Annotated in this window: 24 protein-coding genes; 7 read left to right on the top strand and 17 right to left on the bottom strand. The window is 70.3% G+C overall.

The features are described from left to right. Window positions 1–14 precede the first annotated feature (14 nt). Complete coding sequence (locus H4F99_RS10260) at window positions 15–353, bottom strand: P-II family nitrogen regulator (RefSeq protein ID WP_182669641.1); 339 nt, start codon at window positions 351–353, stop codon at window positions 15–17. A gap of 191 nt (window positions 354–544) precedes the next feature. On the opposite strand from H4F99_RS10260, the gene ubiK reads away from it, so the two are divergent. Then, the gene (ubiK, locus tag H4F99_RS10255; protein ID WP_182669640.1) at window positions 545–805 is read left to right on the top strand and encodes a ubiquinone biosynthesis accessory factor UbiK; all 261 of its coding nucleotides are present in this window, start codon (window positions 545–547) and stop codon (window positions 803–805) included. Between the two features lie 11 nt (window positions 806–816). Further along, entirely contained in the window at window positions 817–2316 is a 1500-nt protein-coding gene (locus H4F99_RS10250) for a YifB family Mg chelatase-like AAA ATPase (RefSeq protein ID WP_182669639.1), read from the top strand. Between the two features lie 24 nt (window positions 2317–2340). Here H4F99_RS10250 and H4F99_RS10245 read toward each other — a convergent pair whose 3' ends face one another. The 3 genes from H4F99_RS10245 to H4F99_RS10235 form a co-directional block, all read right to left on the bottom strand. Then, window positions 2341–2820 (bottom strand): hypothetical protein, encoded by a 480-nt coding sequence (locus H4F99_RS10245; protein ID WP_182669638.1) that lies wholly within the window; start codon window positions 2818–2820, stop codon window positions 2341–2343. A 121-nt stretch (window positions 2821–2941) separates the two neighbouring features. After that, window positions 2942–3406: a hypothetical protein gene (locus H4F99_RS10240; protein ID WP_182669637.1), complete on the bottom strand. Its 465-nt coding sequence runs from the start codon at window positions 3404–3406 to the stop codon at window positions 2942–2944. 78 nt (window positions 3407–3484) lie between these two features. Next, on the bottom strand, window positions 3485–4651 hold the full coding sequence (locus tag H4F99_RS10235) for a putative peptide maturation dehydrogenase (RefSeq protein WP_182669636.1): 1167 nt from the start codon (window positions 4649–4651) through the stop codon (window positions 3485–3487). Window positions 4652–4799: 148 nt separating this feature from the next. Between H4F99_RS10235 and H4F99_RS10230 the strand changes: the two genes are divergently transcribed. After that, entirely contained in the window at window positions 4800–5147 is a 348-nt protein-coding gene (locus H4F99_RS10230) for an NHLP-related RiPP peptide (protein ID WP_182669635.1), read from the top strand. Here H4F99_RS10230 and H4F99_RS10225 read toward each other — a convergent pair. The 4 genes from H4F99_RS10225 to aceB all read right to left on the bottom strand — a co-directional run bounded on the left by H4F99_RS10225 (window position 5087) and on the right by aceB (window position 12120). Beyond that, window positions 5087–7777, bottom strand: coding sequence for a putative peptide modification system cyclase (locus tag H4F99_RS10225; RefSeq protein ID WP_182669634.1), 2691 nt, complete (start codon window positions 7775–7777; stop codon window positions 5087–5089). The two genes, H4F99_RS10230 and H4F99_RS10225, sit on opposite strands and share 61 nt — an antisense overlap. Window positions 7778–7779: 2 nt before the next feature. Further along, entirely contained in the window at window positions 7780–8811 is a 1032-nt protein-coding gene (locus tag H4F99_RS10220; protein ID WP_246371689.1) for a GGDEF domain-containing protein, read from the bottom strand. Between the two features lie 221 nt (window positions 8812–9032). Next, complete coding sequence (gene aceA, locus H4F99_RS10215) at window positions 9033–10352, bottom strand: isocitrate lyase (protein ID WP_182669632.1); 1320 nt, start codon at window positions 10350–10352, stop codon at window positions 9033–9035. Between the two features lie 109 nt (window positions 10353–10461). Beyond that, on the bottom strand, window positions 10462–12120 hold the full coding sequence (gene aceB / locus H4F99_RS10210) for a malate synthase A (RefSeq protein WP_182669631.1): 1659 nt from the start codon (window positions 12118–12120) through the stop codon (window positions 10462–10464). A gap of 133 nt (window positions 12121–12253) precedes the next feature. Here aceB and H4F99_RS10205 point away from each other — a divergent pair, with 133 nt between their 5' ends. Next, window positions 12254–13222 carry a LysR family transcriptional regulator gene (locus H4F99_RS10205; protein ID WP_182669630.1) on the top strand — a complete coding sequence of 323 codons (969 nt, stop codon included), beginning with the start codon at window positions 12254–12256 and terminating at the stop codon, window positions 13220–13222. A 9-nt stretch (window positions 13223–13231) separates the two neighbouring features. Here H4F99_RS10205 and H4F99_RS10200 read toward each other — a convergent pair whose 3' ends face one another. The 3 genes from H4F99_RS10200 to arfB form a co-directional block, all read right to left on the bottom strand. Then, window positions 13232–14626, bottom strand: coding sequence for a glycosyltransferase (locus tag H4F99_RS10200; protein ID WP_182669629.1), 1395 nt, complete (start codon window positions 14624–14626; stop codon window positions 13232–13234). Window positions 14627–14849: 223 nt separating this feature from the next. Continuing rightward, window positions 14850–15452, bottom strand: coding sequence for a lysophospholipid acyltransferase family protein (locus tag H4F99_RS10195; protein ID WP_281369243.1), 603 nt, complete (start codon window positions 15450–15452; stop codon window positions 14850–14852). Window positions 15453–15457: 5 nt separating this feature from the next. Next, window positions 15458–15877, bottom strand: a complete 420-nt coding sequence (arfB, locus tag H4F99_RS10190; RefSeq protein ID WP_182669628.1) for an alternative ribosome rescue aminoacyl-tRNA hydrolase ArfB — start codon at window positions 15875–15877, stop codon at window positions 15458–15460. A gap of 136 nt (window positions 15878–16013) precedes the next feature. On the opposite strand from arfB, the gene H4F99_RS10185 reads away from it, so the two are divergent. Further along, window positions 16014–16544: a DUF2059 domain-containing protein gene (locus tag H4F99_RS10185; RefSeq protein WP_182669627.1), complete on the top strand. Its 531-nt coding sequence runs from the start codon at window positions 16014–16016 to the stop codon at window positions 16542–16544. A 3-nt stretch (window positions 16545–16547) separates the two neighbouring features. Here the strand turns inward: H4F99_RS10185 and H4F99_RS10180 are convergent, their stop codons facing one another. Continuing rightward, complete coding sequence (locus H4F99_RS10180) at window positions 16548–17273, bottom strand: pseudouridine synthase (protein WP_246371681.1); 726 nt, start codon at window positions 17271–17273, stop codon at window positions 16548–16550. 109 nt (window positions 17274–17382) lie between these two features. On the opposite strand from H4F99_RS10180, the gene H4F99_RS10175 reads away from it, so the two are divergent. After that, on the top strand, window positions 17383–20130 hold the full coding sequence (locus tag H4F99_RS10175; protein ID WP_182669625.1) for a M16 family metallopeptidase: 2748 nt from the start codon (window positions 17383–17385) through the stop codon (window positions 20128–20130). A gap of 21 nt (window positions 20131–20151) precedes the next feature. Here H4F99_RS10175 and ubiB read toward each other — a convergent pair whose 3' ends face one another. The 5 genes from ubiB to oleC are packed head-to-tail and all read right to left on the bottom strand — an operon-like array spanning window position 20152 to window position 25460. Beyond that, a complete protein-coding gene (gene ubiB, locus H4F99_RS10170; RefSeq protein ID WP_182669624.1) occupies window positions 20152–21831 on the bottom strand; it encodes a ubiquinone biosynthesis regulatory protein kinase UbiB in 1680 nt (559 codons plus the stop codon). Continuing rightward, window positions 21828–22484, bottom strand: a complete 657-nt coding sequence (locus H4F99_RS10165; RefSeq protein ID WP_182669623.1) for a ubiquinone biosynthesis accessory factor UbiJ — start codon at window positions 22482–22484, stop codon at window positions 21828–21830. The genes ubiB and H4F99_RS10165 overlap by 4 nt, the downstream gene beginning before the upstream one ends. A 49-nt stretch (window positions 22485–22533) precedes the next feature. Continuing rightward, on the bottom strand, window positions 22534–22689 hold the full coding sequence (locus tag H4F99_RS10160; RefSeq protein ID WP_182669622.1) for a DUF1328 domain-containing protein: 156 nt from the start codon (window positions 22687–22689) through the stop codon (window positions 22534–22536). A 55-nt stretch (window positions 22690–22744) separates the two neighbouring features. Continuing rightward, on the bottom strand, window positions 22745–23758 hold the full coding sequence (gene oleD / locus H4F99_RS10155) for a 2-alkyl-3-oxoalkanoate reductase (RefSeq protein ID WP_182669621.1): 1014 nt from the start codon (window positions 23756–23758) through the stop codon (window positions 22745–22747). A gap of 16 nt (window positions 23759–23774) precedes the next feature. Continuing rightward, window positions 23775–25460 carry an olefin beta-lactone synthetase gene (gene oleC, locus H4F99_RS10150; RefSeq protein ID WP_182669620.1) on the bottom strand — a complete coding sequence of 562 codons (1686 nt, stop codon included), beginning with the start codon at window positions 25458–25460 and terminating at the stop codon, window positions 23775–23777. A gap of 153 nt (window positions 25461–25613) precedes the next feature. Here oleC and H4F99_RS10145 point away from each other — a divergent pair, with 153 nt between their 5' ends. Continuing rightward, the gene (locus H4F99_RS10145) at window positions 25614–26021 is read left to right on the top strand and encodes a YkgJ family cysteine cluster protein (RefSeq protein ID WP_182669619.1); all 408 of its coding nucleotides are present in this window, start codon (window positions 25614–25616) and stop codon (window positions 26019–26021) included. The last annotated feature ends 30 nt before the right edge of the window (window positions 26022–26051 follow it).

Here is a 26051-nt window from a genome sequence, read left to right as displayed (position 1 = left end):
GGCCACCGGAGGCCTCAGAGGGCGTCGCCGTCCAGTTCTCCGGTGCGGATCCGCACGACACGCTCCAGGCTGGAAACGAAGATCTTGCCGTCCCCGACCTTGCCGGTCCCGGCTGCCTTCATGATGGCCTCGACCACGGCGTCCACCTGGTCGTCGACCACCGCCACCTCGAGCTTGATCTTCGGAAGGAAGTCCACCACGTACTCGGCGCCGCGGTAGAGCTCGGTGTGGCCCTTCTGGCGGCCGAACCCCTTGACCTCGGTGGCCGTGATCCCTGCCACGCCGACCTCGGCCAGCGCTTCGCGTACGTCGTCGAGCTTGAACGGCTTCACCACCGCCATGACCATTTTCATCGCTTTCCTCGTGTGTCCCGGCCGGCATGGGACCGGCCCCGGCAGGATACCCGCATGCCGGCAGCGCCGGGATCGGCTACAGTGCCGGCCCGCGGCCTGCCGTAGGATTTTCCTGACATCGCGGCGCGGCATCCGCCGACTGCGCCGTCACGCGCGACGGGCCAAGCTGGATGCATCGCCGGAGGATGCCCATGATCGACCTGAGCCACATCGACGAACTCGCACGCCGCCTGAGCAACCTGGTGCCGCCCGGCATGCGGGAAGGCCGGGAGGAGCTGCAGGAGAACTTCCGCAGCGTGCTGCAGGGCGGACTCCAGAAGCTCGACCTGGTCACGCGTGAGGAGTTCGAGGTCCAGCGGGCGGTACTGCAGCGGACCCGCGAGAAACTCGAAGCGCTGCAGCGGACGGTCGACGAGCTGGAATCCCAGCGGGCTCACCCCCCGCACCACTGAGGCCACCCCGCATGAACCTCGCCCTCGTGCACGGACGTGCGCGGTCGGGGGTGCGTGCGCCCGCGGTGCGGGTGGAAGTGCACCTGGCCGGCGGCCTGCCCTCCATGTCGATCGTCGGCCTGCCCGAGGCCGCGGTCCGTGAATCCAAGGACCGGGTGCGTGCGGCCCTGCAGTGCGCACAGTTCGAGTTCCCGGCGCGCCGCATCACCGTCAACCTGGCCCCCGCCGACCTGCCCAAGGACGGGGGGCGTTTCGACCTGCCCATCGCGGTGGGGCTGCTGGCGGCCAGCGGACAACTGCCGCTGGATGCACTGGACGGCCTGGAGTTCATCGGCGAACTGGGCCTGACGGGCATGCTGCGCCCGGTGGACGGCGTACTGCCGGCGGCCCTTGCGGCAGCGGAGGCCGGACGGCGTCTGGTGGTGCCCGCCGACAACGGCGCGGAGGCGGCCCTGAGTGCCGGCACGGAGGTCCTGACCGCACATACGCTGCTGGAGGTCTGCGCCTACCTCCAACAGGGCAAGCCGCTCGCCCGGGCCACGCCTCCCCTCCGACAGCCCGCCGCCTTGCCGGACCTCGCCGACGTGCGCGGCCAGGCGCAGGCCCGGCGCGCCCTGGAAGTGGCAGCCGCGGGCGCGCACCACCTGCTGCTGGTCGGTCCGCCCGGGTGCGGGAAGACCCTGCTCGCCTCCCGCCTGGCGGGGCTGCTGCCGCCCGCCAGCGAGGCCGAGGCGCTGGAGTCGGCATCGATCGCCTCGATCGGCTCCCGTGGTTTCGATCCCGCCTGCTGGCGGCAGCGTCCCTTCCGGGCACCGCATCATTCCGCAAGCGCGGTGGCGCTGATCGGCGGAGGCAGCCGGCCACGTCCCGGGGAGGTCTCCCTGGCCCACCACGGCGTGCTGTTCATGGACGAACTGCCGGAATGGAGCCGGCATGCGCTTGAGACGCTCCGCGAACCGCTGGAATCCGGCACGGTCACGGTGTCGCGCGCGGCGCACAGCGCGGAATTTCCGGCGCGCTTCCAGCTCGTGGCCGCCATGAATCCGTGCCCCTGCGGATGGGCCGGAGACCCGGACGGGCGATGCAGTTGCGGCGGCGACGCCGTGCGCCGGTACCGGGCGCGGATCTCGGGACCGCTGATGGACCGGATAGACCTGCACGTCGCGGTGCCGCGACTGCCTCCGGCCGAATTGCGGCCGCACGCCGGGCGCGGCGAGTCCTCCTCCGTCGTGCAGGTACGCGTGGCCGCCGCACGCCAACGGCAGTTGGACCGCTGCGGCCAGCTCAACGCCCGGCTTGGGCAGGCAGAGACGGACCGGCACTGCCAGCTGGACGGCGCCGACCAGCGTCTACTGGAGCGTGCGGTGGACGCCATGCGGCTCTCAGCCCGCTCGATGCAGCGCATCCTGCGGATGGCCCGGACGATCGCGGACCTCGACGCAGCCGAGTCGATCGCCACGCCCCACCTGGCCGAGGCGATCGGTTACCGCACGCTGGAGCGGCCGGCGTGAACCTCCGCGCGACGCGCGGCTCGCCTACAGCCCGCCTTCCAGCCCCCTGCCGCTTCCGCAATCGCCGCTGCAGCGGGTCGCACGATCCAGGTAGCCACGGGTGTCCTGCTGGACGGCCCGCAGTTCGGCCACGGTCGCGCAGCGCGTCTCCTTCATGTTGGTCCCGACCTTGTGCTCCCGCCAGCATTCCTGGCGATCGTCCTCGTTCTCGGTCAGCACGGCCTTGACCTCCTCGAGCGCGTTGAACAGTTCGGCCTGTTCGCTGCCGGGCAACTGGTCGACCGAGGTCACGCCGTCCAGCAGGTCGAAGATCTGCGTCTGCGCGCTCTCGATGCGTTGCCGCGCCTCGGGGTTGAAGCGGGCGTAGTCGCCGGTCGACTTCTCGGTCTGTTCCTGGATGTACCGTTGCTGCTCGAGGATCTGCCCGACCTTGTCGGCGCTGGCCAGCGCCAAGGCCGGGGCCAGGAGGACGACGGCACCAAAGAACAACGTGGACTTGCCCATGGTCATGCTCCGAAGCGGGGGAAGCTTCGAAGATACGCCGCAAAAAACGGGGGCTCAAGCCAGCCGGCCCGAGCCCCTGCTCGTCTTGCCCGGTCAGTGACGACCCGCGCCGCGCAGGCCCTCAGTTGCCGACGCGCATGTTGCGGTCGCCCCGCATCATCTCGGCACGGGCGCGCTCGCGCATCTCGCGCTGCTGGGCGACCGTCATGCAGACCCGTTCCTTGCGGTTGCTGCCCAGCTGCTTGCGGCGTTCGCAGACCATGCGCTCGTCTTCCGCCCTGTTGATGGCCGCCTCGATCCACTCGAGATCGTTGAACACGGCGATCTGCGCATCTTCGGTGAGCTCGGCGCCGCGGGTCTTTCCGTCGATGGCACGCAGCACGCGGTCCTGGCGCTCCAGCAATTGCCGCCGGTTCGCTTCGCTCATGTCTTCGTAGATGCCGGTGGCGGCATTGACGCCGGCACGGATATCGGCCTGCTGGCTGCGTACTTCATCGAGGTTGAGCGATTCGGTCTCCCCCGCCCAGGCCGAGGAGGCCATGGCCAGGCTTGCAGCCACGACGAAGGTAACGAGCTTCCTGCACATGGGGGTCCCCTGTTTCGTTGCACGATTGCGGAAAAGCGAGGCTAGCCGAGCCGCAAGGGGCCTGTCGAGTGCCCGGTTTCACTCCCCTCGCGGCGCCCATACTTCACCGGCGGGGTCGAACTCGGCCGTTTCCATCCGGGGGGCCCGCCAGCCGAAGCCGCCGATCGCCAGGATACCCTGCCGGGCCGGATCCAGCCCCAACGCGCGCTCCAGCTGGCGGTCATTGACCGCCCCTGTCACGAAGGCGCCCAGGCCGGCCTCCGTCGCCGCCAGGTACAGCATCTGGGACAGGTGGCCCGCCTCCATCAGCACCACGCGGTAGGCCTTCGCGTGCTGGCGGTATTTCCAGAAACTGCGGTCGAAACGGGGCACCAGCACCGCCGCGCAATGGGCGTCGGCGAACCAGTGCTGGCCGGCCATCGCCTGCTCCAGGAACGCACGGACCGGGACGTCCGGTGCGGGCTGCGGGTGCAGCGCATGACGCAAGGGATCGTAGCGATAGATCCCGTCCGCCATGCCCTCCACGCGCTGCAGGACGAGGTGGCAATCGATCGGGTGCAGGCCGCCGCCGGACGGCACGTTCTTCTTCATGAACACGGTGTCTTCCGCGACATGGACCTGCGCCTGTGCCGCGAACACCCGCTGCAGCACCTGTGCGAAGCTGTCGAAAGGCAGCGCGCGCGCGGTGTCGAAGTTGCGGCAGGTCGTACGGCGTGCCAGCAGCGCGTCGAACGCGGTCGGCGGGGCCCAGGGCAGCACGACGCCCTCTCCGTCGCCGGGGGGATCGGCAGCCGGCGGCGGGCCCAGCGAGGCACGCAGGCCCTCCGCCCGGTCCAGCCCGCTTTCGCGCATGTGCGCCACCGCTTCCACGCCGTCCCAGCGGGTGAAGGCATGGAGGGTGGCCGCCAGCGGGTGCCAATGCGCGTCGCGCATGCGCTGGTCCCGCGCCGCCATGGTGGCATGGGCGGGGGCATCGGACAGCACCAGACCCGACTCGAGGAGGAAGGCCAGGCATGCTTCCGGGACGTCCGCGGCGGCGGCCCCGGTCCATTCGCCGGGGCTCAGCGCGGTGAGCACGCGGCAGGCTTCGGCATCGATCTCCACCTCGGCGTCGAGATGGGCGGCCAGCGCGACCAGACGGCGACGCCGCGCCACGCCATCGCCGCCACGAAGCAGACTGCCGAAGTCGAAGACGGCCGACTCGCGCGGCTCGATCAGCAGGATCGCGCAGCGGCGGATCCGCATCCAGGCCTCCTGTGTCCTGAAGATAAAGAATGGCCGGGCGACCGCGATGCCCGCGTGCCCATGCCGGCATGCCTGCTTGTCGGCACGCGGCCCAGCCCTTAGATTCGCAAGCTTACGGCCCGCCGGGCCGCAACGGGGAGATTGCGCGATGACCGATACTTCGAAAGGGGGACAGCACCCCACCCTGTCGGCTGCAGAGGCCGACAAGCTGCTCGACCTGCTCGGCAACGATGATCGCTTCCGTGCCGAATTCCAGGCCAACCCGCGTGCGGCGATGGCGGGCATCGGCTATGCGCCGGCCAGCTTCGGCGAAGCCAGCGGCGTTCCGGCCCAGGGCGAGGCGTTCTACTGCATGACGACCGGCACGCTGGCCTCCAAGGAAGAAATCCAGCAGTCACGCGAGGCGCTGAAGAGCCACCTGACCGCGCAGACCAATCACATCGTGGTGTTCGCCTTCGAGGCGGGCAAGATGGACTCGGTGCTGCGCAGCAAGTAATCGGGCCACCGGCTCCGCGGCCAGGTGTCGAGGAGCCGGTCCACCTCGGCGCGGGCGCCCTCGGCGTCGCCCCCCGCCTGCAGCGACCGTGCCGCCTGCAGGTGCGCCAGGCGTGTATCGACCACGTTCATCAGTTGCAGGACCTGCGAGGCGTTGGCTTCGGCGTAGGCGCGCGGCTGCTGGGCCTGCAGCCAGCGCGCGCGCTCCAGCGCCTCGTCATGGCGGCCTGCCGCGTTGAGTGCCTCCCACATCGCCACGTGGGCCTGGACCAGGCCGGCCCCGCGCACCTGCGGCTGCAGCAGGGCGATGGCGCGCCCGGCATCCCCCGACAGCCGCGCCTGGCCCGACTCGACCACCGCCGCCATGTCTTCGACCTGCGTGCCCTCCAGCGCGGGCAGGTCGTCGTGGAGCGCGGCCAGCACCTGGCGGCCGACGGTCGCGTCGCCACCGCGTTGCGCCAGGTACGCGGCGACCAGCGCCATGAACGCGTCGTCCACGCGGTTCGCATTGTCGGGCTGCCCGAACGCCTCCAGCTGGCGGCGGGCCAGGGCCTCGAGCCGCGACGGGGCGGCACCGCCATCGCCGTTGCGCAGCGCGTCGAGTGCGGCCACTTCAAGCTCGAACTGCCGGGCCAGCGGGCTGTCGGACCCGTCGAGCGCTTCGCGCGCACGCGCGTATGCGGCGCCTGCCGTGTCCCACTGGCCCTCGTCGGCAGCGAGGGTGGCGAGATCGATGTACCGCACGAGGTCCTCGGTGACGACCCCCCGGGACGGCATCGCTTCGATGAGCGCGCGTGCCTCGCCAGGCTTGTCCTGGGCCGCCAGCCACCAGGCACGCCGCCGCAGGGAGATGCCCGGCGTCACGGCTTCGGCGGCATCGAAACGCAGCTTCGCTTCGTCCAGCCGCCCCTGGGCCAGCAACGCGCGTCCCATCATGTCGGCGACGACGCCCTGCATCGGCTGTTGCGGCAGGTTGATGTCTTCCAGCGCCGCCAGGCTCGCGGCGTACTCGTTGCGCTTGAACTGGTGTCCCGCCACGTTCGCCTGTCCCGGCAGCGAGTCCGGATACATCGATGCCAGCACTTTCCAGCGCGACAGCGCCTCGCCGGGCAGGAGCAGCTCCGCATGCCACGCGTCCAGGTAAAGGCGGTCGCGCGGCGGCAGGTGCGCCTTCAGCTCCAGCGCCCGCTGCAGGTGCACGAGGGCGCGCTGGCGATCGCTCAACGCGGTATGGACGCGGGCCAGCGCCTGGTGTGCCAGTGCGAAATCGGGGTCCAGTTCGATCGCCTGCCGGTACAGCCGGATCGCTTCGTCCGCGCGGTCCTCGGCGAAAGCGGTCTGTCCCAGCGCATACGCACGCAGGGCATCGATGTTCGACGTCGTCACCTGTGGCAGGGGCGCGGCGGTCCCGTCGACCGCGGCCAGCGCCTCGCCCAGGTCGGTCCGCAGGGACGCCACCACCCGGTCGATCGACGCCAGCGCGGAATCGCTGCCCTGGCCTTGCGCCTGCAGGGCGTGCACCGTGCTGCCGGTGGCCGGGTCGACGACTTCGACACTGACCCGCAGCTTGCCGCCGACTTCGGAAACGGTCGGCAGCACGACGGCGCGCACGCCCTCGCGCAGCGCGATCTCCGCGCCCACGTTGCGATCGACCACGGTGCCCGGATCCAGTTCCATGCGTCCCAGCGAATCGCGCACTTTCAGGTCGGACAGCACGTTGACGAAGCGGGACTGCTCCAGGCTGATGCGGAAGGCCTGTTCGAGCGAGTCGTCGAGGCGGGCGTCGCCGGTCAGGTTGCGCATGTCGCCCACCACGACCCAGTCGCGCTCGTTGAACGCGATCGCAGGCGGTGGCCGGGTCGCGAACCAGCCCCCCACGGCGATGGCCGCCACCAGCGCCGCTTCGGCCGCGAGTGCCGCGGGCCGGCGCCAGGACGGGACGTCGCGTCGCGCCTTGGGACTTTCGATGGGCCGCTTGAGCGGCACCAGGCCGGGCTCGCCGACCTCGAAGATCTCCTGCCGTTCGGTGACCCCCTTGAAGCGCCAGCGCCCGTGGGATTTCCATACCAGCGACTGTCCGCGCTCGCCGATGTCGCGCACGGCGCGGTGCACCAGCGGTTCCGCGACCGCGGACAACAGGATCTGGCCGGGGCGGGCGATCGACATCAGCCGCGCGGCCATCGGTTTGGCCAGGCCTTCGACCTCGAGCGGCTTCGCGCCCAGGCGCACGGCTTCGTCGCTGTTGCGCCAGGTCAGCACTTCGCCGACGTGCAGGCCGGCACGGGCCTTCAGGTCGAGTTCGCGCAAGCGGCCGATGTCGCGCAGGCCGAGCAGGTAGTCCAGCGCGAACCCGAGGCCGTCGATGGGGCGTTCGAACAGCAGCAGCAAGCCGTCGGACCGATCGATCAGGCGTCCACGCCACTGCTGCTGGAGGCGCAGGACCAGGCGGTCGTGTTCGCGGAACAACTGGGCGGCGGCGGTATCCCCCAGCACTTCGACCAGTTGGGTCGAATCGCAGATGTCGAGCAGCAGCAAGGTGCGCAGCTGCGGGCTGCGAGGATTCTCCTGGGCATGGCCGTCGTTCGGCCCCTGGCCCTCATGGTGTCCGGCGTCGTCCCTAACCCCTTCCATCCTCAATCCTCCGGCGCGTGGGCGTCCTGCCACTCGACGCGGTCGCCGCCCGACCGCTTGGCCCGGTACAGCGCCAGGTCGGCGCGTCCGTACCAGTCCGTCCAGTCGGCGTTGCCCGCCACCAGGCAGGCCCCGACGCTCAAGGGGCAGATGATGGGGGGCGCATCGGCATCGTCGCCCGGCTCGCCATCGAGCTCCAGCAGGCTCTGCGCGGTCCGTACCACGTAATGGGCGAAGCGCATGACTTCGTCGGCCGTACCGGCGCGCACCACCAGGCAGAACTCGTCGCCGCCGAGCCGGCAGGCGATGTCATCGGGCCCGACGACCGCCCGCAGGATGCTGGCCACGCTTTGCAGGACCCGGTCGCCGGCCACGTGGCCGTGATGGTCGTTGACCTGCTTGAAACGGTCGCAGTCCACCAGCACCAGGCCCATGGTCGGCGGCATGCCGATGGTGCGGCATTCGTCGAGGTGCAGCATCAGGCCGCGGCGGTTGTACAGGCCGGTGAGCTCGTCGGTGCGGACCAGCTCCTCGGTCTGGTTGAGCTGGCGGGTGGTGGCGTGGAGGGTGTCGAGCGCGGCCTGCAGGTCGTGGTTGCGGCGACGCAGGCGGCGGATCAGCGACTGCTCGTTGAGCACCACGCGGGTGATCGCGCGCCGCAGGAACGCGCCGACCATGATCGGGTCGCGGTCCACGAGGGACTCGAATTCCTGGTGGTGGAGTTCAAGCAGGCGCGCATCTCGGGCGACGACGGCATCGGCGGTGCGTGCGTGGTTGCCGATCAACAGGCCGAGCTCGCCGAAGAATTCGTACGGCCCCAGGCGCTTGCCCACCAGGTCGTCACCGAAGTGCAGGTCGACCTCGCCATCCTCGATGACGAACATGGTGGTACCCAGGTCGCCGCGGCGGAACAGCGGCTCGCCGGCGCGCGCCTCGCGCATGCGCCCGGCATGGGCGAACAGGCCGAACTCGCCGGCACTGAGTACGGCTGAACTCATTTCGGACGCGCGCAGGGACAGGGGTGCGGCGCTCATCGCGCTACGCACCGGGCGAGCCGAGCCTGTCAGCGCAGCAGTACCGCGGTTCATCTCCATCCCCCGGGGCTTTGACGCCGTGGTCCATGTACAGGGCCTGCGAACCTGAATGACGCAGTCCCACCGAGGATAGCACTACCTGCGTCACACAATGGAAGGCCCGGCCCCGGGCGGACGAACGGTCCACCCGGGGTCGGGCCGGCACGGCAGCGGCGCTACGATCAGGCGGCCAGCGCCTTGGCGTCGCCCTGGAACTGCTCCTCTTCGGTCGATCCCTTCAGCGCGACCGTGGACGACTGTCCGCCCTGGATGGTCTGGGTGACCGCATCGAAGTAGCCGGTCCCGACCTCGCGCTGGTGCTTGACCGCGGTGAAGCCCTTCTCGGCGGCGGCGAATTCGGCCTCCTGCAGCTCGACGAAGGCGCTCATCTGGCGGCGCGCGTACCCATGGGCGAGGTTGAACATGCCGTAGTTGAGCGCGTGGAAGCCGGCCAGGGTGATGAACTGGAACTTGTAGCCGTACGACGCGATTTCCTTCTGGAACTTCGCGATGGTGGCGTCGTCGAGGTTCTTCTTCCAGTTGAAGCTGGGCGAGCAGTTGTAGGCCAGCAGCTTGCCCGGGTACTTCGCGTGGATCGCCTCGGCGAACTTGCGGGCGAACTCGAGGTCGGGCTTGCCGGTCTCGCACCACACCAGGTCGGCATAGGGCGCGTAGGCCAGGCCGCGGCTGATCGCCTGGTCGAGGCCGTTGCGGGTCTTGTAGAAGCCCTCGACGGTGCGCTCGCCGGTGCAGAAGTCCTTGTCGTTGTCGTCGATGTCGCTGGTCAGCAGGTCGGCGGCCTCCGCGTCAGTGCGGGCGACGATCAGGGTCGGCACGCCCATCACGTCGGCGGCCAGGCGCGCGGCGACCAGCTTGTCGACGGCCTCGCGTGTGGGCACCAGGACCTTGCCGCCCAGATGGCCGCACTTCTTGGCCGAGGCCAGCTGGTCCTCGAAATGCACGCCGGCGGCGCCGGCTTCGATCATGCCCTTCATCAGCTCGAAGGCGTTGAGCACGCCGCCGAAGCCCGCTTCGGCATCGGCCACGATCGGCTGCAGGAAGTCGACGTCGCCGCCGCCCTCGCCGCCATTGCGTTCGGCGCACTGGATCTGGTCGGCGCGCAGCAGGGTGTTGTTGATGCGCTTGACCACCGCCGGCACCGAGTCGGCCGGGTACAGCGACTGGTCGGGGTACATCTGCCCGCCGAGGTTGGCGTCGGCGGCGACCTGCCAGCCGGACAGGTAGATGGCCTTGAGGCCGGCCTTGACCTGCTGCATGGCCTGGTTGCCGGTCAGCGCGCCCAGGGCGTTGACGAAGTCCTCGGTCTGCAGCGAGTGCCACAGCTTGTCGGCACCGAGGCGGGCGAGCGAATGCTCGACCTGCACGGTACCGCGCAGGCGGACGACGTCCTCGGCGGAGTACGGGCGGGTGATCCCGGCCCAGCGCGGGCTGCTCGCCCATGCCTGGCGCAACTGGTCGGCGGTGGTCTGGTGGTGGCTCATGGCGGTGGTCCTTTCTTCGTGTGTCGCGGGGCGAACGGCGGAAACGGACAGCGGTGCGCGGCGCGTGGCGGGGGCGCCGGAGCGGATGCCCCGGCATCGGGTCGGGCGGTCAGTCCAGCCGTGCGTACGCCGGCAGGGTGAGGAACTCTTCGAGTGTGTCGGCATGCGTCAGGCGGTCGAGCACGCCGATCGCCTCGTTGATGCGGCTGCCGCCGGGCAGCGCGGCGCGGTCGCCGAGGCGGGCGGGCAGGCCGATCAGCGCGCGCTCGAGCAGCGCGAAGTCGACTTCGGTGCCGTCGTCGAGGTGCAGGCCATCGCTGTGCAGCCATGACCAGAGCTGCGCTCGGGCGATCTCGGCGGTGGCGGCGTCTTCCATCAGGTGGTGGATGGGCACGCAGCCATTGCCGTCCAGCCACGCCGCGAGGTAGCGCACGCAGACATCGACGTTGCCCTCGAACCCGGCGCGGGTGATCGTGCCCAGCGGCGGGCGTACCAGGTCGTCGCGCGACACGCTGACGTCCTCGCGCAGCACGTTCTGCTGGTGGCGACCGGGCATGCGTTCGTCGAACACCGCGCGGGCGACCGGGATCAGCGCCGGGTGCGCGACCCAGGTGCCGTCGTGGCCGAGCGTCACTTCGCGCAGCTTGTCGGCGCGCACCTTGGCGAGTGCGGCGGCGTTGGCCTCGACGCTGGCCGGGTCGGTGCCGGACACCGGGATCTGCGCGGCCATGCCACCCATCGCGTGGGCGCCACGCCTGTGGCAGGTCTGCACCAGCAGCTCGGCATAGGCCTGCAGGAACGGCTGTGCCATGGTGACCTGGCCGCGCTCCGGCAGGACCTTGTCGCGGTGGGCGCGGAAGGTCTTGATGTACGAGAACATGTAGTCCCAGCGCCCGCAGTTCAGGCCGACGATGCGGCCCCGCAGGGCGTGCAGGATCTCGTCCATCTCGAACGCCGCCGGCAGGGTCTCGATCAGCACCGTGACCTTGACCTGCCCGGCCGGCAGGCCCAGCGCCTGCTCGACGTGGCCAAGCACGTCGTCCCACAGGACCGCCTCCTCCATCGACTGCAGCTTGGGCAGGTACAGGTAGGGTCCGCGATCCTTCGCGGCGAGCACGTCCGCATTGTGGAAACAGAACAGCGCCGCATCGAACAGGCTGGCGGCAATGGGCTGGCCGTCGACGCGAACGTGCTTCTCGTCGAGGTGCCAGCCGCGCGGGCGGACGATCAGCACCGCCTGCTCGGCGAAGGGCTTGAGCGTGTAGTGCTTGCCCGGCGCACCGTCGCGCCCGGGGGTGGTGTGCGTGAGCGTGTCCGCGACCGCGCCTTGCAGCGCCTGCTGGCCTTCGACCAGGTTGCCCCAGGTCGGCGAGGTGCTGTCCTCGAAATCAGCCATGTAGCACTGCGCGCCGGAGTTCAGCGCATTGATGACCATCTTCGGGTCGACCGGACCGGTGATCTCGACGCGGCGGTCGAGCAGCGCGCGGGGGATGGGCGCGACGCGCCAGTCGGCGGCGCGGATGCCGGCGGTGTCCTCGCGGAAATCCGGTACGCCGCCGGCGTCGAAGAAGGCCTGGCGCTCGCGGCGGTCCTGCAGGCGTGCCTGGCGGCGGGCTTCGAAACCGCGGTGCAGGTCGGCCAGCAGCCGGAGGGCGGCCGGGGTGAGGAGCGCGTCCTGCCCGGGGTGCCGGGCCAGCACTTCGATGCCCGCCAGGGCGGGGGTGTCGTCGCGGGCCGGGGCCCGGCGGTCTGCCATCACTGCCGACATCATGGATCTCCTGCGGTTCCGGATAACGCGGACGGGAGCTCCCGGCCGTGTCTGGCACCATGCGGCGGCGTCGGGTATTTGACAATCAAGTTTTTGCAATGCACAACATAAGTTCTGCTTATACGGAGTTCCAATGCCACGCAAAAGCGCCAGCGTGCCGCGGTTTTCCTACAAGGCCGACCGCCTCAAGCCGCTCCGGGCGTTCTGCCAGACCGCCCGCCTGGGCTCGGTGTCGCGTGCGGCAGAGGCGCTGTACGTCAGCCAGCCCGCGGTGACGCTGCAGCTGCAGGCGCTGGAACGGGAGATGGGCGTGAAGCTGCTGGAACGCAGCGGCCGGCGCCTGGTCATGACCCGCGAGGGCGAGGCGCTGTACGAACTGGCGCGCCCGCTGGTGGAAGGGCTGGACGGCATCGACGGCGCCTTCCGCGAACGCATGCAGGGCATGGACGCCGGGGCACTCAACGTCGCCGCCGGCACCTCGACGATCCTGTACCTGCTGCCGCCGATCGTGGAGCGCTTCAAGGCCGAACATCCGGACGTGCGGTTGACCCTGCACAACGTGACCGGCGCCAGTGGCCTGGACTTGCTGCGTTCGGACGATGTCGACCTCGCGGTCGGCTCGATGCTGGACGTGCCCGCCGACCTCGACTACGCCCCGGTGCACCGCTTCGAGCCCATGCTGATCACGCCGCCCGGGCATCCCTTGGCGAACAAGCCCGACCTGGCGCTGGAGGACCTGTCGCCGTATGGGCTGATCCTGCCGCCGCAGCGGCTGACCACCTACCGGATGGTCGACCTGGTGTTCCAGCGCGCGCGCGTGCCCTACACGGTGGCGCTGGAGGTCGGCGGCTGGGAGATCATCAAGCAGTACGTGGCGATGGGCCTGGGCATCAGCATCGTCACCGCGATCTGCCTCACCGATACCGACCGTGACCGGCTGCGTGCACGCTCGCTGGCCGGCTGGTTCCCGGACCGCAGTTACGGCGTGGTGGTGCGCAAGGGCAAGTTCCTGAGTCCGCAGGCGCGGGCATTCACCGAACTGATCAAGCCCGCCCTGTTCGTGCGGGGCGGCTACGACGACACGGGCCCCTCGGAGCGCTGAGCTCGCGACTCAGGCAGGCCGCACCAGCGCCTTGCGGGGCCAGCGCCAGGGCAGCACCAGCACGCTGAACAGATCGGTCCACTGCAGGCCGTGGCGCAGCGGCAGCGACGCCACCCCCTTGCCCAGCATCACCAGGCGATCTTCGCGCCGGGTCACTGCCCAGAGCACGGCCAGCCACACCGCCGCATCGATGAGCAACAGGGCGAGCAGCCATCCCCATGCGGCCATGAAGGCCAGCGCCAGCACCGCCGCCGGCATCGCGAGCTTCTCCAGCACCGCGAAGAACAGCACCCAGCCGACGGGGCGCCCATGCCGCTGCGTCAGGCGCTCGCCGAACGGTTGGCGATAGGCCTCCACGACCCGGCGCGCATTGCGCATGTCTTCCTGTCGCCGGCGCGCCTCGGGGCTGCGCTGGTGCCACCAGTAACGCGGCCACTTCACCGGCGTGCGCAGCAGGGCATCGAACGCATGGCAGCCCTGCAGGAAGGCCGCGGTGGCACCGTGGTGCTCGACCGGCAACGCATGCGGCCCGGGCGCCGGGGCATGCGCGACGACATCGGCCACCTGGCTGTTGTGATAGCCCTCGTGGCAGAGCGCCATCGCGATGAACAGGTCCGGACGCGCGGTCAGGCGGTCGCCGTACAGCGGTTCGTAACGGTCGAACATGTCCTTCAGGTACCGGCGTCGATAGGCGGTCGCGGTGAAGGTCGGCGCCCCCACCCCGCCGAACAGCGCCATCTGTCCGCGGTCCAGGAAGCGCTGCTGGAACATCGCGGTGCATTCGCGCGCCGAGGTCGACAGCCAATGCAGCGCACGCCCGATGCGCCCCCCCGGTTGCCGCGGATCGCGGTACACGTCACCCGCGACCCAATGGCGGAAGCTCTCCGTCCCCGCCCAGCGCACCCGGTCTGCCGGTCGGCTGGGCCGGTGCAGGCCGCGGACACTGGCGGTCCCCGCCCCTTCGTACAAGGTCTGGACGCAGCGGGTGATGTAATCGGGCGATTCCAGCACCACGTTGCCATCAAGCACGAAGAGCACGTCGCCGTCGAGTTCACGCGCCTGGCGCTTCAGGGTCGCCGCCCACCCCATCGACCACACCCGCTCCACCACCACCAGCGCCAGCCCGTTGACCCGTGCGAACTCGCGGGCGATCTGCACGGTGTGGTCGCGCTCCGCACCACCGTCATCCACCAGGATGACGCGTCCCGGCGGCCGGTCCTGCGCCAGCAACGACGCCAGGCAATAGACGATGTCGGGCTGGTGGCGGTTGACATGGATGAGCACGTCGACGCGGGCCTCCCGCCAGTCCTCGCCGGGCACCGGCGATACGGGGCTGGGACCGAACCACAGCCCCAGGGCGCTCAGCAGCGTATTGGGTCCAAGTGCGCACACCGAGTGGGCCATGATCGACATTCCGTGTCACCCGGCGCGAACCCGCCCGGGCGACGCCTTCGCGCCACCGGGGGGCCACCGGTTGTGGTTGTTTGCACGCATCGCTGCGTTCCATGGCGACCCACGCCACACGGGCGCACCGGGCCATACGAAACGTCACGCAAAAAACGTGCCATTCCGCACACTTTGCAAGCGCATCCCGGTTCAAAAACGGCCGGCCATCCGCCCGGTGCCGTCAGCAGGTATCGCGGTTGCGCCCCACCCACGGGCGGTACCACTGCCGGATGCGTGCCATCTCCGCTTCCAGGTCCGGGCCGATCTCGAACAGGGGCCCCAGACCGATGCGCTTTTCCGGGTAATGGAAATAGGCCGGCACCACGGGCACGTCGGCCGCGCGGGCGATCTTCAGGAAGCCGGACTTCCACTTCTCCACCCGCTTGCGGGTGCCTTCCGGGGCGATCACGAACCACATCCGCTCCGCGTCGCGGATCATGCGGGCCGCCTGTTCCACCGTGCCGCGCGGTGCCCGGCGGTCGATCGGGATGGCGCCCAGGCGGCGCAGCAGCGGCCCCAGCGGCCACCAGAACAACTGGTGCTTGCCCAGCACCCGCACGTCCAGCCCCAGCGCCAGCTTGGCGGCAAACCCCCAGATTCCGTCCCAGTTGGAGGAGTGCGGCGCGGCGATCACCACCGCCTTGGCGACGTCCGGCACCGGACCGACCACGTGCCACCCACCCAGGCGCAGCACGCTGCGGCCCAGCCAGCGGGTGAAGCGGTTTGGCCGCACGCGCGGCATGGACGGCGGGATTGCCGGCAACAGGGGGGTCGGGTCGGGCAAGGGGACTACTCCCAGTTCTGCGGCGAGCGGCCGCGCTTGATGGTACTGCGCTGGCGTTTCTCGCCCAGGCGCCGCTCCTTCGCACCCCGTCCCGGACGGGTGGCGATGCGCGGCTTGGGTACGTGCAGGCCGGCTTCGATGAAGGTCGCGAGCCGTTGCCGGGCGTCTTCGCGGTTGCGCTCCTGGGTGCGGAACCGCTGCGCGCTGATGACCAGCACCCCATCGCCGGTCACGCGGCGGTCACGGCGCGCCAACAGGCGCTCGCGCACGGCCTCCGGCAGCGACGGTGAACCGGCGACATCGAAGCGCAGCTCCACCGCGGTCGCCACCTTGTTCACGTTCTGCCCGCCCGGACCGGCCGACCGCACGAAGCGTTCCACCAGTTCCGCGTCATCGATTCTCAAGGGTCCAACCTGCAGGGACACGCCGCCAACATGCTATGAAGTGCGCCGATTGTAGTTCGAACCACCGGCAACGGCCCAGCGTTGGGGAATTTGACCCCGATCACGAACGCGGCGAGGATGCGAGCCTGCCGCTCCGGCTTCACAAGGACCCGTCCCGATGACGCGACGCCTGCTCGCCACCCCGCTGCTCGCCCTGTTGCTGGCCTGCGCCAGCCCCGCCCTCCGGGCCGCGCCGCCCAGCGATGCCGAGGTCGACCGGCTGATGGAGCTGACCCGCGTGCGCAGCACGCTGGACGGCATGTGGCCCCAGCTGGAAGCCATGCAGCAACAGATCGTCGCGCAGGTACAGGCCGAACAGGGGGTCAGCCCCAGCGCGGAGGAACAGGCAGAACTCGACGCCCTGCTGCGCCGCCAGACCGCGACCATGCGCGAGGCCATGAGCTGGGAGCGCGTGCAGCCGATCTACCGCGAGATCTACCAGCAGACCTTCGACGCGGCGGATGTCGAGGCGATGATCGCCTTCTACGAGAGCGATGCCGGGCAGAACCTGGTGGCCAAGACGCCGCTGCTGATGCAGAACACCATGCTGGCGACCCAGAAGCTGCTCGGACCGATGATCGAGCAGATGCAGCAGGATATCCAGGCGACGGCCGCGCAACGCGGAACGCCCGCCGACGGCACGCCCTGAAGTTCAGTCCGGGGCCGGGTGTCCAAACAGCGCCAGGGCCTTCGCGAACGCCCGGTCCGGAGGGGCCAGCGCTTCGACCTGCCTGCCGGTGTCCGGATGCCGGAACGCCAACCGCCGGGCATGCAGCAGCATGCGGTGGATACCCAGCATGCGGAAGGTCCGGTTATGGCGGCCATCGCCATGGCTGGTGTCGCCCAGCAGGTGGTGGTTGGCATGTTTCAGGTGCCGGCGGATCTGCCGGTAGCGGCCGGTTTCCAGGCGGGCCTCCAGCCATGCGTACCGGGAGGTCGCGAAACCCGTCGACGGGATGTCGAGCTCGGTGGTGGCCAGCCGCTGGAAATGCGTGGTCGCAGGCTTCTTCAGTGGCTTGCCGGGGCCGCCGTCCAGCGGATGGTCGATGGTGAACGCCTCATCCGGCCAGCCCCGGCAGATCGCCCAGTAGGCCTTTTCCACCTCGCGCGACATCAGCACCTTGCCCAGCGCCGACGCCGTGTCGCGGTCGAAGGCCAACAGCAGGCAACCGCTGGTGGCGCGGTCCAGCCGGTGCACGAGGAAGATCGGCCGGTCGAACTGCGCACGCAGGCGATCGGCGGCGAAGTCGCTCTCCCCACGGGCCAGCGCGCTGTCGTGGACCATCAGGCCCGCCGGCTTGTCGACCACCGCCAGCACTTCGTCGCGATACAGGACATCCAGGTGCAGCGCGGCGGATGGGGTCGGGTCTTCGTTCATGGAACCGGCTTCGTTCGGACGGGGGCCTGGTCTATTGTCCCCCGGTAGCGTCGGGGCGGCCATGCGTGCCCGGTCGCCCCTGTCCCTCCCATCGTGAAAAGGAGTCCCGATGACGCTCCGCCGTACCCGACCCGCCCTGCTCGCCATCGCGCTGGCGCTGTGCGTGCCCTCGCTGGCCGCCCAGGGCATCGATCCCCCTCGTGGCATCGATGCGGGCCCGTGCATCGAAGGCATCTGCGAATACCGGCTCGAGAACGGGTTGCGCGTGCTGTTGTTCCCCGATCCGGGCAAGCCAACGGTGACCGTCAACATCGCCTACGGCGTGGGCTCGGTGCACGAGAACTACGGCGAAACCGGGATGGCGCACCTGCTCGAACACCTGATGTTCAAGGGCACGCCGACCCATCCGGAGATTCCCGCGGAGCTGCAGCGCCGCGGCATCGAGAAGAACGCGACCACCTCCCTCGACCGGACCAACTATTACGGGTCGTTCCCGGCCAATGACGCCACGCTCGACTGGCTGCTCGGCCTGGAAGCCGACCGGATGGTCAATTCCAACATCGCCCGCGCGGACCTGGACAGCGAGATGACCGTGGTCCGGAACGAGATGGAACGCGGCGAGAACAACCCCGGCGCGGTGATGATGCAGCGACTGCGCTCGACGGCGTTCCTGTGGCACAACTACGGCCAGTCCACGATCGGAGCCCGCTCGGACGTGGAGCACGTTCCGATCGAGCGCCTGCAGGCGTTCTACCGGCGCTGGTACCGCCCGGACAACGGGACCCTGATCGTCGCGGGCCGCATCGACCCCGCAACGACGCTGGCCATGGTCCAGCGGCACTTCGCCGGCATCGAACGTCCGGAGGCGGCCCTGCCGGTGGCCTGGACGACGGAACCCACCCAGGACGGGGAACGCGAGGTGACCGTGCGCCGCAGCGGCGACATGCGGCTCCTCGCGGCGGGCTACCACGTGCCCGCCGCGACGCACCCGGACAGCGCGGCGCTCGCCGTGGCGATGAACATCCTCGGCGACACGCCGGGCGGGCGCCTGCACAAGGCCCTCGTCGAGGGCGGCCTCGCGGCCGGCACCGGCACCGGAATGGACACCCTGCAGGCGGCGGGCCTCGCCACGGTCATCGCCGTGACCCAGCGCGACGGCGACGCCGATGCCCTGCAGGAGGCCCTTCTGGCCCAGGTCGAAGCGCTGGCCGAGGCACCCTTCACCGACGCGGAGGTCGCCCTGGCCCGGCAACGCATCGCCAATGGCTACGAGCAGAATTTCAACAACGTCAACGCAGTCGCGATGGCGCTGACCGAATCCGTCGCGGCGGGTGACTGGCGCCTGTACTTCCTGCGCCGCGACCGCATCGCGGCGGTCACGGCGGATGACGTCAACCGCGTCGCGACGGCGTACTTCAAGCGCAGCAACCGCACCCTCGCGCGTTTCGTGCCCACCGATGCGCCCGATCGCGCCGCCATCCCCGAGGCACCGACCGCCGCGGACGCGCTCGAGGGGTACGTCGCCCGGGAGGCGCTCGCCTCCGGCGAGGCCTTCGACCCGACGCCCGCCAACATCGACGCGCGCACCGAACACCTGCGGATCGGCACCCTCGATGTCGCCCTGCTGCCGAAGGAGACACGGGGCGACGTGGTGACCGTCAACGCGACCTTCCGTTTCGGCGATGCGGAGAGCCTGCGGGGGCGCGAGGCCGGCGCCCTGGCCGGCGCGATGCTGATGCGCGGCAGTACCACCCTCAGTCGCCAGCAGATCGCGGACAGGCTCGATGCCCTGCGCACGACCGGGGGCGTCAACGGCGGGCTGCAATCGGCCGGGTTCACCCTGCAGTCGCGCCGCGACACCGTGGCCGAAGCCCTTGAGCTCGCCGCCGACGTGCTGCGCCACCCGGCCTTCCCCGAGGCCGAGTTCGAACAGTTCCAGCGCCAGGCGATCACCGGCCTGGAGGCGTCGCGCAAGGAACCGGGACCGGTTGCCTCGAATGCCATGGGGCTGCACTTCGACCCGTGGCCCGAGGGCCATCCCCTGCATGCGCAGTCGACCGACGAGACGCTCGCGATGCTGCGCGCCACCACCGTCGACGAGCTGCGTGCGTTCCATCGCGAGTTCTACGGCACGGCGCAGGGCGAGATCACGGTGACCGGCGACTTCGATCCTGACGCCATGAAGGCGCAGATCGAACGCCTGTTCCCGGACTGGACGTCCGCGCATCCCTACGCGCCCATCCACACCCGCCATACCGCGGTCGAGCCGGTGGACGTGCGGCTGGAAACCCCCGACAAGGCCAACGCCGTCCTGCTGGCCCGCGGGAACCTGTCGCTGAACGAGGACGACCCCGACTACCCTGCGCTGGTGGTCGCCGACCGCATCCTCGGAGGCGATCCCCTCAAGTCGCGCCTGGGCGACCGCCTGCGCCAGCGCGAGGGCCTGACCTATGGCGTCGGCAGCGGCCTCAGCGCGGATGCCAGCCGGACCGGACGGGACGACGCCGGCCGCTGGATCGTCCAGGCGAGCGCCGCGCCCGGGAACATCGACGCGCTCGCGTCCGGCATCCGCGAGGAACTCGCGCGGCTGGCCGCGGACGGCATCACCGCCGAAGAACTGGCCGATGCCGTGAACGGATTGCGCGTCGAACGCGAACAGGCGCTGGCGTCGGACGGCACCCTGGTCGGCACGCTGGGCCGCAACCTCTACCTGGGACGCACCATGGCGCATTGGGCCGCGTTCGACGAACGCCTGGCCGCATTGACCGTCGAGGACGTGAACGCTGCCCTCCGGCGCCACCTGGTGCCGGAGCGCTTCAGCATGTTCGTGGCCGGGGATTTCGACGGAGCGGACTGATCGCCGGGACCGCGGTGGCAGTCAGCGCCGCCGCGGCCACGCCGCCAGCAGGGCCCACACGCCCCCCAGGCCGGCGATCCAGCTGGACGCCGGCACCGACAGCCAGGACGGGCCGCCGGCCTCCAGCGCGTACATCACCGCGGCCACGATCAGCAGGCCGGTCCCGAGCAGCGCGGCGACGGTGCGGCGCTGCAGGTCCTTGACCGCCCGGGTCAGTTCGGTGAGGTCCCGGGACTGCATGCGCAGCGTATGCTCGCCATCGACCTGCTGTTGCAGCCACGCGTGCAGCAGCCGCGGCATCTCCGGCGCGCGCGTCACCAGCTCCGGCAGGCGCTTGCGGAACTCGCGCGCCAGCCGCGCCGGGCTGTAACGCTCGACCAGGATCTTCTGCAGCACCGGCCGCGCGACCGCCCAGATGTCGAGCTTCGGATCCAGCAGCCGGCCCACGCCTTCGATGTTGAGCAGGGTCTTCTGCAGCAGGATCAGTTGCGGCTGCAGGGTCAGCTCGTAGCGCTGCGCGACCCGGAACAGCTTGAGCAGTACCTCGGCCAGCGAGATCTCGCTGAGCGGGCGGGTGAAGTAGGGCTCGCACACCGAGCGTGCCGCGGCCTCCAGCTCGTCGATGCGGATCGTCGACGGCATCCAGCCGGCCTGCACGTGCAGTTCGGCGATGCGGCGGTAGTCCTGGTTGAAGATCGCCATGAAGTTCTCGGCCAGGTAGTACTGGTCCTCGTCCGAGAGCTGGCCCATGATCCCGAAATCCAGCGCGATGAAGCGCGGGTTCGCGCGCCGCGCCGGGTCGCTGTCGACCCAGATGTTCCCCGCGTGCGCGTCGGCATGGAAGAAGTTGTCCCGGAAGACCTGCGTGTAGAACACGCGCACGCCCTTGGCGGCCAGGGCCTTGCGGTCGATGCCGGCGGCGTCCAGTGCTTCCACGTCGTCCGAAGGGACGCCATGCACGCGCTCCAGCGTCAGCGCGCGCTCCGCGGTGTGGGTCCAGATCACCTCCGGCACGTACAGGTCGTCCGGGTGGTCTTTCCAGAAGCGCCGGAGCACGCTCGCATTCGCGCCTTCGCGCTGCAGGTCGAGCTCCGCCGCGAGCGTGTTCTGGACTTCGTCCACCACCGCGCGCGGCCGGATCTTGTCGGCGTTGGGGTGCGTGCGTTCGACCAGCGCGGCGAGCGCACCCAGCAGCGCGATGTCGCCGGCGATCTGCTTCTCGATGTCCGGTCGCAGGACCTTGACCACCACTTCGCGTCCCGGCCGCCCCCGATCGGACGGCAACGTCGCGGCATGCACCTGGGCGATCGACGCGGACGCCAGCGGAGTGGTGTCGAACGAGGCGAAAGCCTCGGCGATCGGCCGCTCCAGCGCTTCCTCGACGATGGCGCGGGCGCGCTCGCCATCGAACGGCGCGACACGGTCCTGCAGCAGCGACAGCTCGTCGGCGACGTCGGGCGGCACCAGGTCGCGCCGGGTCGACAGGATCTGCCCGAACTTGACGAAGATCGGCCCGAGTTCCTGCAGCGCCATGCGCAGGCGTGCGCCACGCGATTCGTTCGCCACCTCTCGCGGCGCTTTCGGAACGAAGGGCCGCGCGAGCCTGAGCCAGCGTTCGGCCGGGGTGCCGTCGAGCAGGTCGTCCAGGCGATAGCGCAGCAGTACGCGGCCGATCCGCCACGCGCGCAACGCGGACCTCACGTGGCGCCCCCGGCCGTCCCGGCGCGCAGCCGCGCGACACGCGAGGCCAGCCGTTCGACGTCGTCGCGGATCGAATCGACGTCGTCGTGGAACGCGTTGAGTTCGTCCCGGCCGACGATGTCGCGTGATTCCTCGGTCAGGAACTCGGTGGCAGCGGTGGCGAATGCGCCGCCGGCCGCGCGCGCATGGCGCAGCGCCGCCGCCAGGGCCTGTGCCACCTGCACGCCGAGGACGTCACCGAACACGGCCACGAACGGCTGCTGCCAGTCCGGATCGAAACGTTGTGCGAGGCGCTGCAGGCGCCGCGCGAGCTCGGCATCGCCCTCGACGCGCAGCTGGCCCACCGGCGGGGCATCATCGTTCCGCAGGAACGGGAGTTGGCTGACGAGCCCGGCGAGACTGGTGCGGACCGACAGGTCGGGCGACCCGTCCTGCTCGACGACGGGCCCGACTTCCAGCCGCGTGCCGGCCACGCGCACCTGGAGCGCGAGCGGCGGCGCGGCGACATGCAGGGCGACGGAGCGACCGTCCAGCGACGCCAGTGCGTCGCGGGTATCCGGGTCCATTGCCAGCGCCCGGTTGAGCGCCTGCTCCAGCGCACGCCCGGCGACGGGCTTGATCGCGGTCAGGAGCGAATGAGGGAAGGAAGCCATGCGGCATTGTAGCCGTGCCGCACGGCGACCCGGGGTGTCGAACGCCGCGCTAGACGCGCTTGCGGAAGAACGACACGATCGCGAGGATCAGGAAGACGACGAACAGGATCCAGGCGATGTTGCTCGCCGCGCCGGCGATGCCGGTGAAGCCGAGCACGGCGGCGATCAGGGCGATCACCAGGAAGATGATGGCGTAGTGAAGCATGGGAGTGGCTCCTCTCGTGCCCCGTTGGCACGGCTGAAGCATCGCCCCGGCCGCATCAGGACGACGTGAGCGTCCGCCGGGACGTCCAGTCCGCCTTCAGCCTCGTGAGCCCCTCGTCAATGCCGACCCGCGGCACGTAGCCGAAGTCGCGTTGGGCCGGCCCCATGTCGTACCAGTGGGTGGTCGCGAGCTGTTCGGCGAGGAAGCGCGTCATCGGCGGCTCGCCCTTCAGCCCCAGCAGCGGCCAAAGGCCTTCGCAGGCCGCGCCGATCGCGTAGGCGGCGCCGAACGGCAGCGAGCCATGGACGGTCGGCGCGCCCGCCGCGGCCAGCAGGCCGTTGACGATGTCGCGCATCTCGCGCGGTTCGCCGTTGCTGATGAAATAGGCCTTGCCCGCGCATGCGCTGCCGACCGCAAGGTGGTCGAAGGCATCGAAGTGCGCCTGGGCCGCGTTGTCCACGTACGTGGTGTCGATGCGGTTGCGACCGCCGCCGACGAAGCGCAGCCGACCCGCCTCGGCGCGTTCGACCAGACGCGGCAGCAGCTGGTTGTCACCCACGCCCCAGATCAGCCGCGGCCGCAAGGCGACCGTCGCCAAGGTGCTGGAATTTGCCGCAAGCACGGCCTTCTCGGCGATCAGCTTGGTCTGGGCGTACGGCGCCTTGAGGTCTTCGCCATAGGGCACGGTGTCGGCGGTGCCGCCTTCGACCGGATGGGTTGCACGGTGCGTTACGCTGGGCGTCGAGGTGTAGACCAGCTTGCCGATGCCATGCACGCGGCACGCAGCGATCACGTTGTCGGTGCCCAGCACATTGGCATCGTGGTAGCCCTGGTAATCCCCCCACGCACCGGCCTTGGCGGCATTGTGGAACACCGCCACGCAGCCTTCGGCGGCGGCGATCACGCCATCGCGACGCGCCAGGTCGCCTTGCACCTGGTCCACGCCGATCGCCTCGAGCTCGGGATAGAGGCCACGGTTGTAGCTGACTACGTGGTGGCCGCGCGCGCGCAGCCCCCTGCACAGCGCCTGCCCGAGGAAGCCACCGCCCCCGGTCACCAGGATCTTCATCGCACGTCCCCCCGTATCAACGCGTCGCCGCCCAGGCCGCGAGCGTCTCGCGGCCGATCTTCGCATTGTGGCGGATGTCGACGGGAAAACGCGGGTGGCGCAGGAAACGGTCGATGCCGACGCAGTGGGCATGCGTGGCGGCGATCGCCCGCAGCGCCTGTTCGATGGCGGGCCATTCCCGCTTCGGCACGCCCTCGGCCAGTTCGACGCACAGCACCGGCACCTGCCGACCCCGTGGACCGACCCCGACCAGTGCCGTGCGCCGGACCCGGGGATGCACGTTGAAGACCGGCTCGACCTGCTCGGTGTACAGCGGGCCAGCGAACGTTTCGACGCGATGCGACTTGCGCCCGCAGAACCACAGCCGCCCGTCGCCATCGAAGTAGCCCACGTCGCCCATACGGTGGACGACGCGTTCGCTGCCATCCGGTAGCGTTTCGCGGATCTTCGCCAGACGGGTCTGCACGTCGCGCTTGAAGTAGGTGTCGGTGACGGTGGGACCGGCGACGGTGATCTCGCCCACCTGCCCGGCCGCCAGCCCTTCGGCGTCCGGCCACTCGGCGATGGCTTCGTCGGTGATGCGGACGATCCTCACCTCGTTGGGCGGGACCGGGTGGCCCACGCAGGTGCCCGCGCCGGCCTCGGTCGCCGCACGCGCCGCCTGCAGTTCGCGGCCCTCGATGACCGCCACCGGCAGGCATTCGGTGGCCCCGTAGGGCGTCCAGAAGCCGGCATCCGCCGGCAACAGTTCGCGCATCCGGGCGACGACCTCGGCGGGCACCGGGGCCCCCGCGGAGGTCACCCGCTTCAGGGTCGGGAGCGGCTGGCCGTGGCGCGCCAGCACGCCCATCAGGGCTGGCGACCCGAACAGCTGGTCGACGCCGAAGCGCTCGATCGCCTGATGCAGCCGTCGGGGGTCCGCCATGGCGGGCCGGGTCGGGTCCATGTCGGGAATGATCGACGTCAGGCCGAGCGCCGGATCGAACAGGGCGAAGGGCGGAAAGGTCGGCAGGTCCACCCCGCCGGCCTCGATGCCGAAGGCACGCCCCAGCATGTCCACCTGCGCGGCGAAATGGCGATGTCGGTAGACGACGCCCTTGGGGATGCCGGTCGAGCCGCTGGTGAAGAGGATCGCGGCGACGTCGTCCGGTGCGGTGTCGGCGAGTTGCGGGCCGCTGCCCGCACCCGCGGCCTCGACATGGGCGAGGGTGGCATCGGCCAGCCAGGGCCGCCGCGAAGTGGTGATCCGCACCCGCGCCGAGCCGGCCCAGCGCAGCAGCACCCGCGCGACCTGGGCGAGCGGGATGCCGATGAACGCCTCCGCCTCCGCCTCGTCCAGGCATTGCTTCAGCGCGCGCCGGTCGATGCCGGGATCGACCAGCACCGGCACCGCGCCGGCCTTGAACAGGGCGAACATCAGCAGGAAGAACTCGGGCGACGGGCGCACCATGACCACGACGCGCGTGCCGCGCGCGATGCCGTGGGTGGCCAGCCCGGCCGCGATCGCGTCGCTGCGGTTGTCGAGGTCGCGGTAGGTCAGGGCCTGGTCGTATCGCGCGAAGCCGTCGGGCCCCCGCCCGCCGGGACACCGCATGGCGACCCGGTCCGGCGCCTCGGCGGCGAGGCGGGGCAGGCTGGCGGCGATGTTGCAGGGCGTCGGAGCAGTTTGCGAGCGCCCGGGGAGATCAGAGCTGGCGTCCATGAGTCCATTGTCGCCGTTCCGATCGATGCATGGCCACGTCTGCCCCGTGCCTGAACCGTCAGAAGGGCGGCACTTGCGCGGTGCCCGGCAATCGCGACAATGCCGCGACCCGGCGCCGCATCCCGGCCGCGCCTCTTCTTGACCCGACCGGCCATGAGCCACCCCTGCCTGACCTGCGGCGCCTGCTGCGCCCACTTCCGCGTGTCCTTCCACTGGGCCGAGACCATGCCGACGCTGGGCGGCACGGTGCCCGAAGCGCTGACGGAGCGTTTCGACCCGCATCGTGTGGTGATGCGCGGCACGTGGGAGCCATCGCCGCGCTGCGTGGCGCTGGACGCGGAGATCGGGGTGCGGGCGCGTTGCAGCATCCACGCGATCAAGCCGAGCGTGTGCCGGGAAGTGCCGGCGTCGTGGGAGTACGGTGCGCCGAGCCCGCAATGCGACAAGGCGCGCCTGGCGCACGGGATGCCAGTGCTGACGCAGGCGGACTGGGATTTCCCGACCGAACCCACCGAACCCCCGACCGAACCGCCCGCGCCGATCGCGCCGCTGGCGGCCTGAAGTTCGACGCGTTTGGAGTGAAGCATCAGC

This window comes from Marilutibacter penaei, assembly GCF_014145395.1.
GTDB classification, from domain to species: domain Bacteria; phylum Pseudomonadota; class Gammaproteobacteria; order Xanthomonadales; family Xanthomonadaceae; genus Marilutibacter; species Marilutibacter penaei.
This window is presented reverse-complemented; position numbering and strand designations above follow the sequence as displayed.

Coding starts and splice junctions, on each gene's coding strand:
- aceB (WP_182669631.1), bottom strand. CDS start 12,120: ATGTCGGCAGTGATGGCAGACCGCCGGGCCCCGGCCCGCGACGACACC.
- H4F99_RS10235 (WP_182669636.1), bottom strand. CDS start 4,651: ATGCGGATCCGCCGCTGCGCGATCCTGCTGATCGAGCCGCGCGAGTCG.
- H4F99_RS10160 (WP_182669622.1), bottom strand. CDS start 22,689: ATGCTTCACTACGCCATCATCTTCCTGGTGATCGCCCTGATCGCCGCC.
- oleD (WP_182669621.1), bottom strand. CDS start 23,758: ATGAAGATCCTGGTGACCGGGGGCGGTGGCTTCCTCGGGCAGGCGCTG.
- H4F99_RS10205 (WP_182669630.1), top strand. CDS start 12,254: ATGCCACGCAAAAGCGCCAGCGTGCCGCGGTTTTCCTACAAGGCCGAC.
- H4F99_RS10220 (WP_246371689.1), bottom strand. CDS start 8,811: ATGAGCGCCGCACCCCTGTCCCTGCGCGCGTCCGAAATGAGTTCAGCC.
- H4F99_RS10225 (WP_182669634.1), bottom strand. CDS start 7,777: ATGGAAGGGGTTAGGGACGACGCCGGACACCATGAGGGCCAGGGGCCG.
- H4F99_RS10180 (WP_246371681.1), bottom strand. CDS start 17,273: ATGAACGAAGACCCGACCCCATCCGCCGCGCTGCACCTGGATGTCCTG.
- H4F99_RS10165 (WP_182669623.1), bottom strand. CDS start 22,484: ATGGCTTCCTTCCCTCATTCGCTCCTGACCGCGATCAAGCCCGTCGCC.
- oleC (WP_182669620.1), bottom strand. CDS start 25,460: ATGGACGCCAGCTCTGATCTCCCCGGGCGCTCGCAAACTGCTCCGACG.
- H4F99_RS10245 (WP_182669638.1), bottom strand. CDS start 2,820: ATGGGCAAGTCCACGTTGTTCTTTGGTGCCGTCGTCCTCCTGGCCCCG.
- ubiK (WP_182669640.1), top strand. CDS start 545: ATGATCGACCTGAGCCACATCGACGAACTCGCACGCCGCCTGAGCAAC.
- H4F99_RS10185 (WP_182669627.1), top strand. CDS start 16,014: ATGACGCGACGCCTGCTCGCCACCCCGCTGCTCGCCCTGTTGCTGGCC.
- H4F99_RS10175 (WP_182669625.1), top strand. CDS start 17,383: ATGACGCTCCGCCGTACCCGACCCGCCCTGCTCGCCATCGCGCTGGCG.
- H4F99_RS10230 (WP_182669635.1), top strand. CDS start 4,800: ATGACCGATACTTCGAAAGGGGGACAGCACCCCACCCTGTCGGCTGCA.
- H4F99_RS10145 (WP_182669619.1), top strand. CDS start 25,614: ATGAGCCACCCCTGCCTGACCTGCGGCGCCTGCTGCGCCCACTTCCGC.
- H4F99_RS10250 (WP_182669639.1), top strand. CDS start 817: ATGAACCTCGCCCTCGTGCACGGACGTGCGCGGTCGGGGGTGCGTGCG.
- H4F99_RS10260 (WP_182669641.1), bottom strand. CDS start 353: ATGAAAATGGTCATGGCGGTGGTGAAGCCGTTCAAGCTCGACGACGTA.
- H4F99_RS10200 (WP_182669629.1), bottom strand. CDS start 14,626: ATGGCCCACTCGGTGTGCGCACTTGGACCCAATACGCTGCTGAGCGCC.
- H4F99_RS10240 (WP_182669637.1), bottom strand. CDS start 3,406: ATGTGCAGGAAGCTCGTTACCTTCGTCGTGGCTGCAAGCCTGGCCATG.
- aceA (WP_182669632.1), bottom strand. CDS start 10,352: ATGAGCCACCACCAGACCACCGCCGACCAGTTGCGCCAGGCATGGGCG.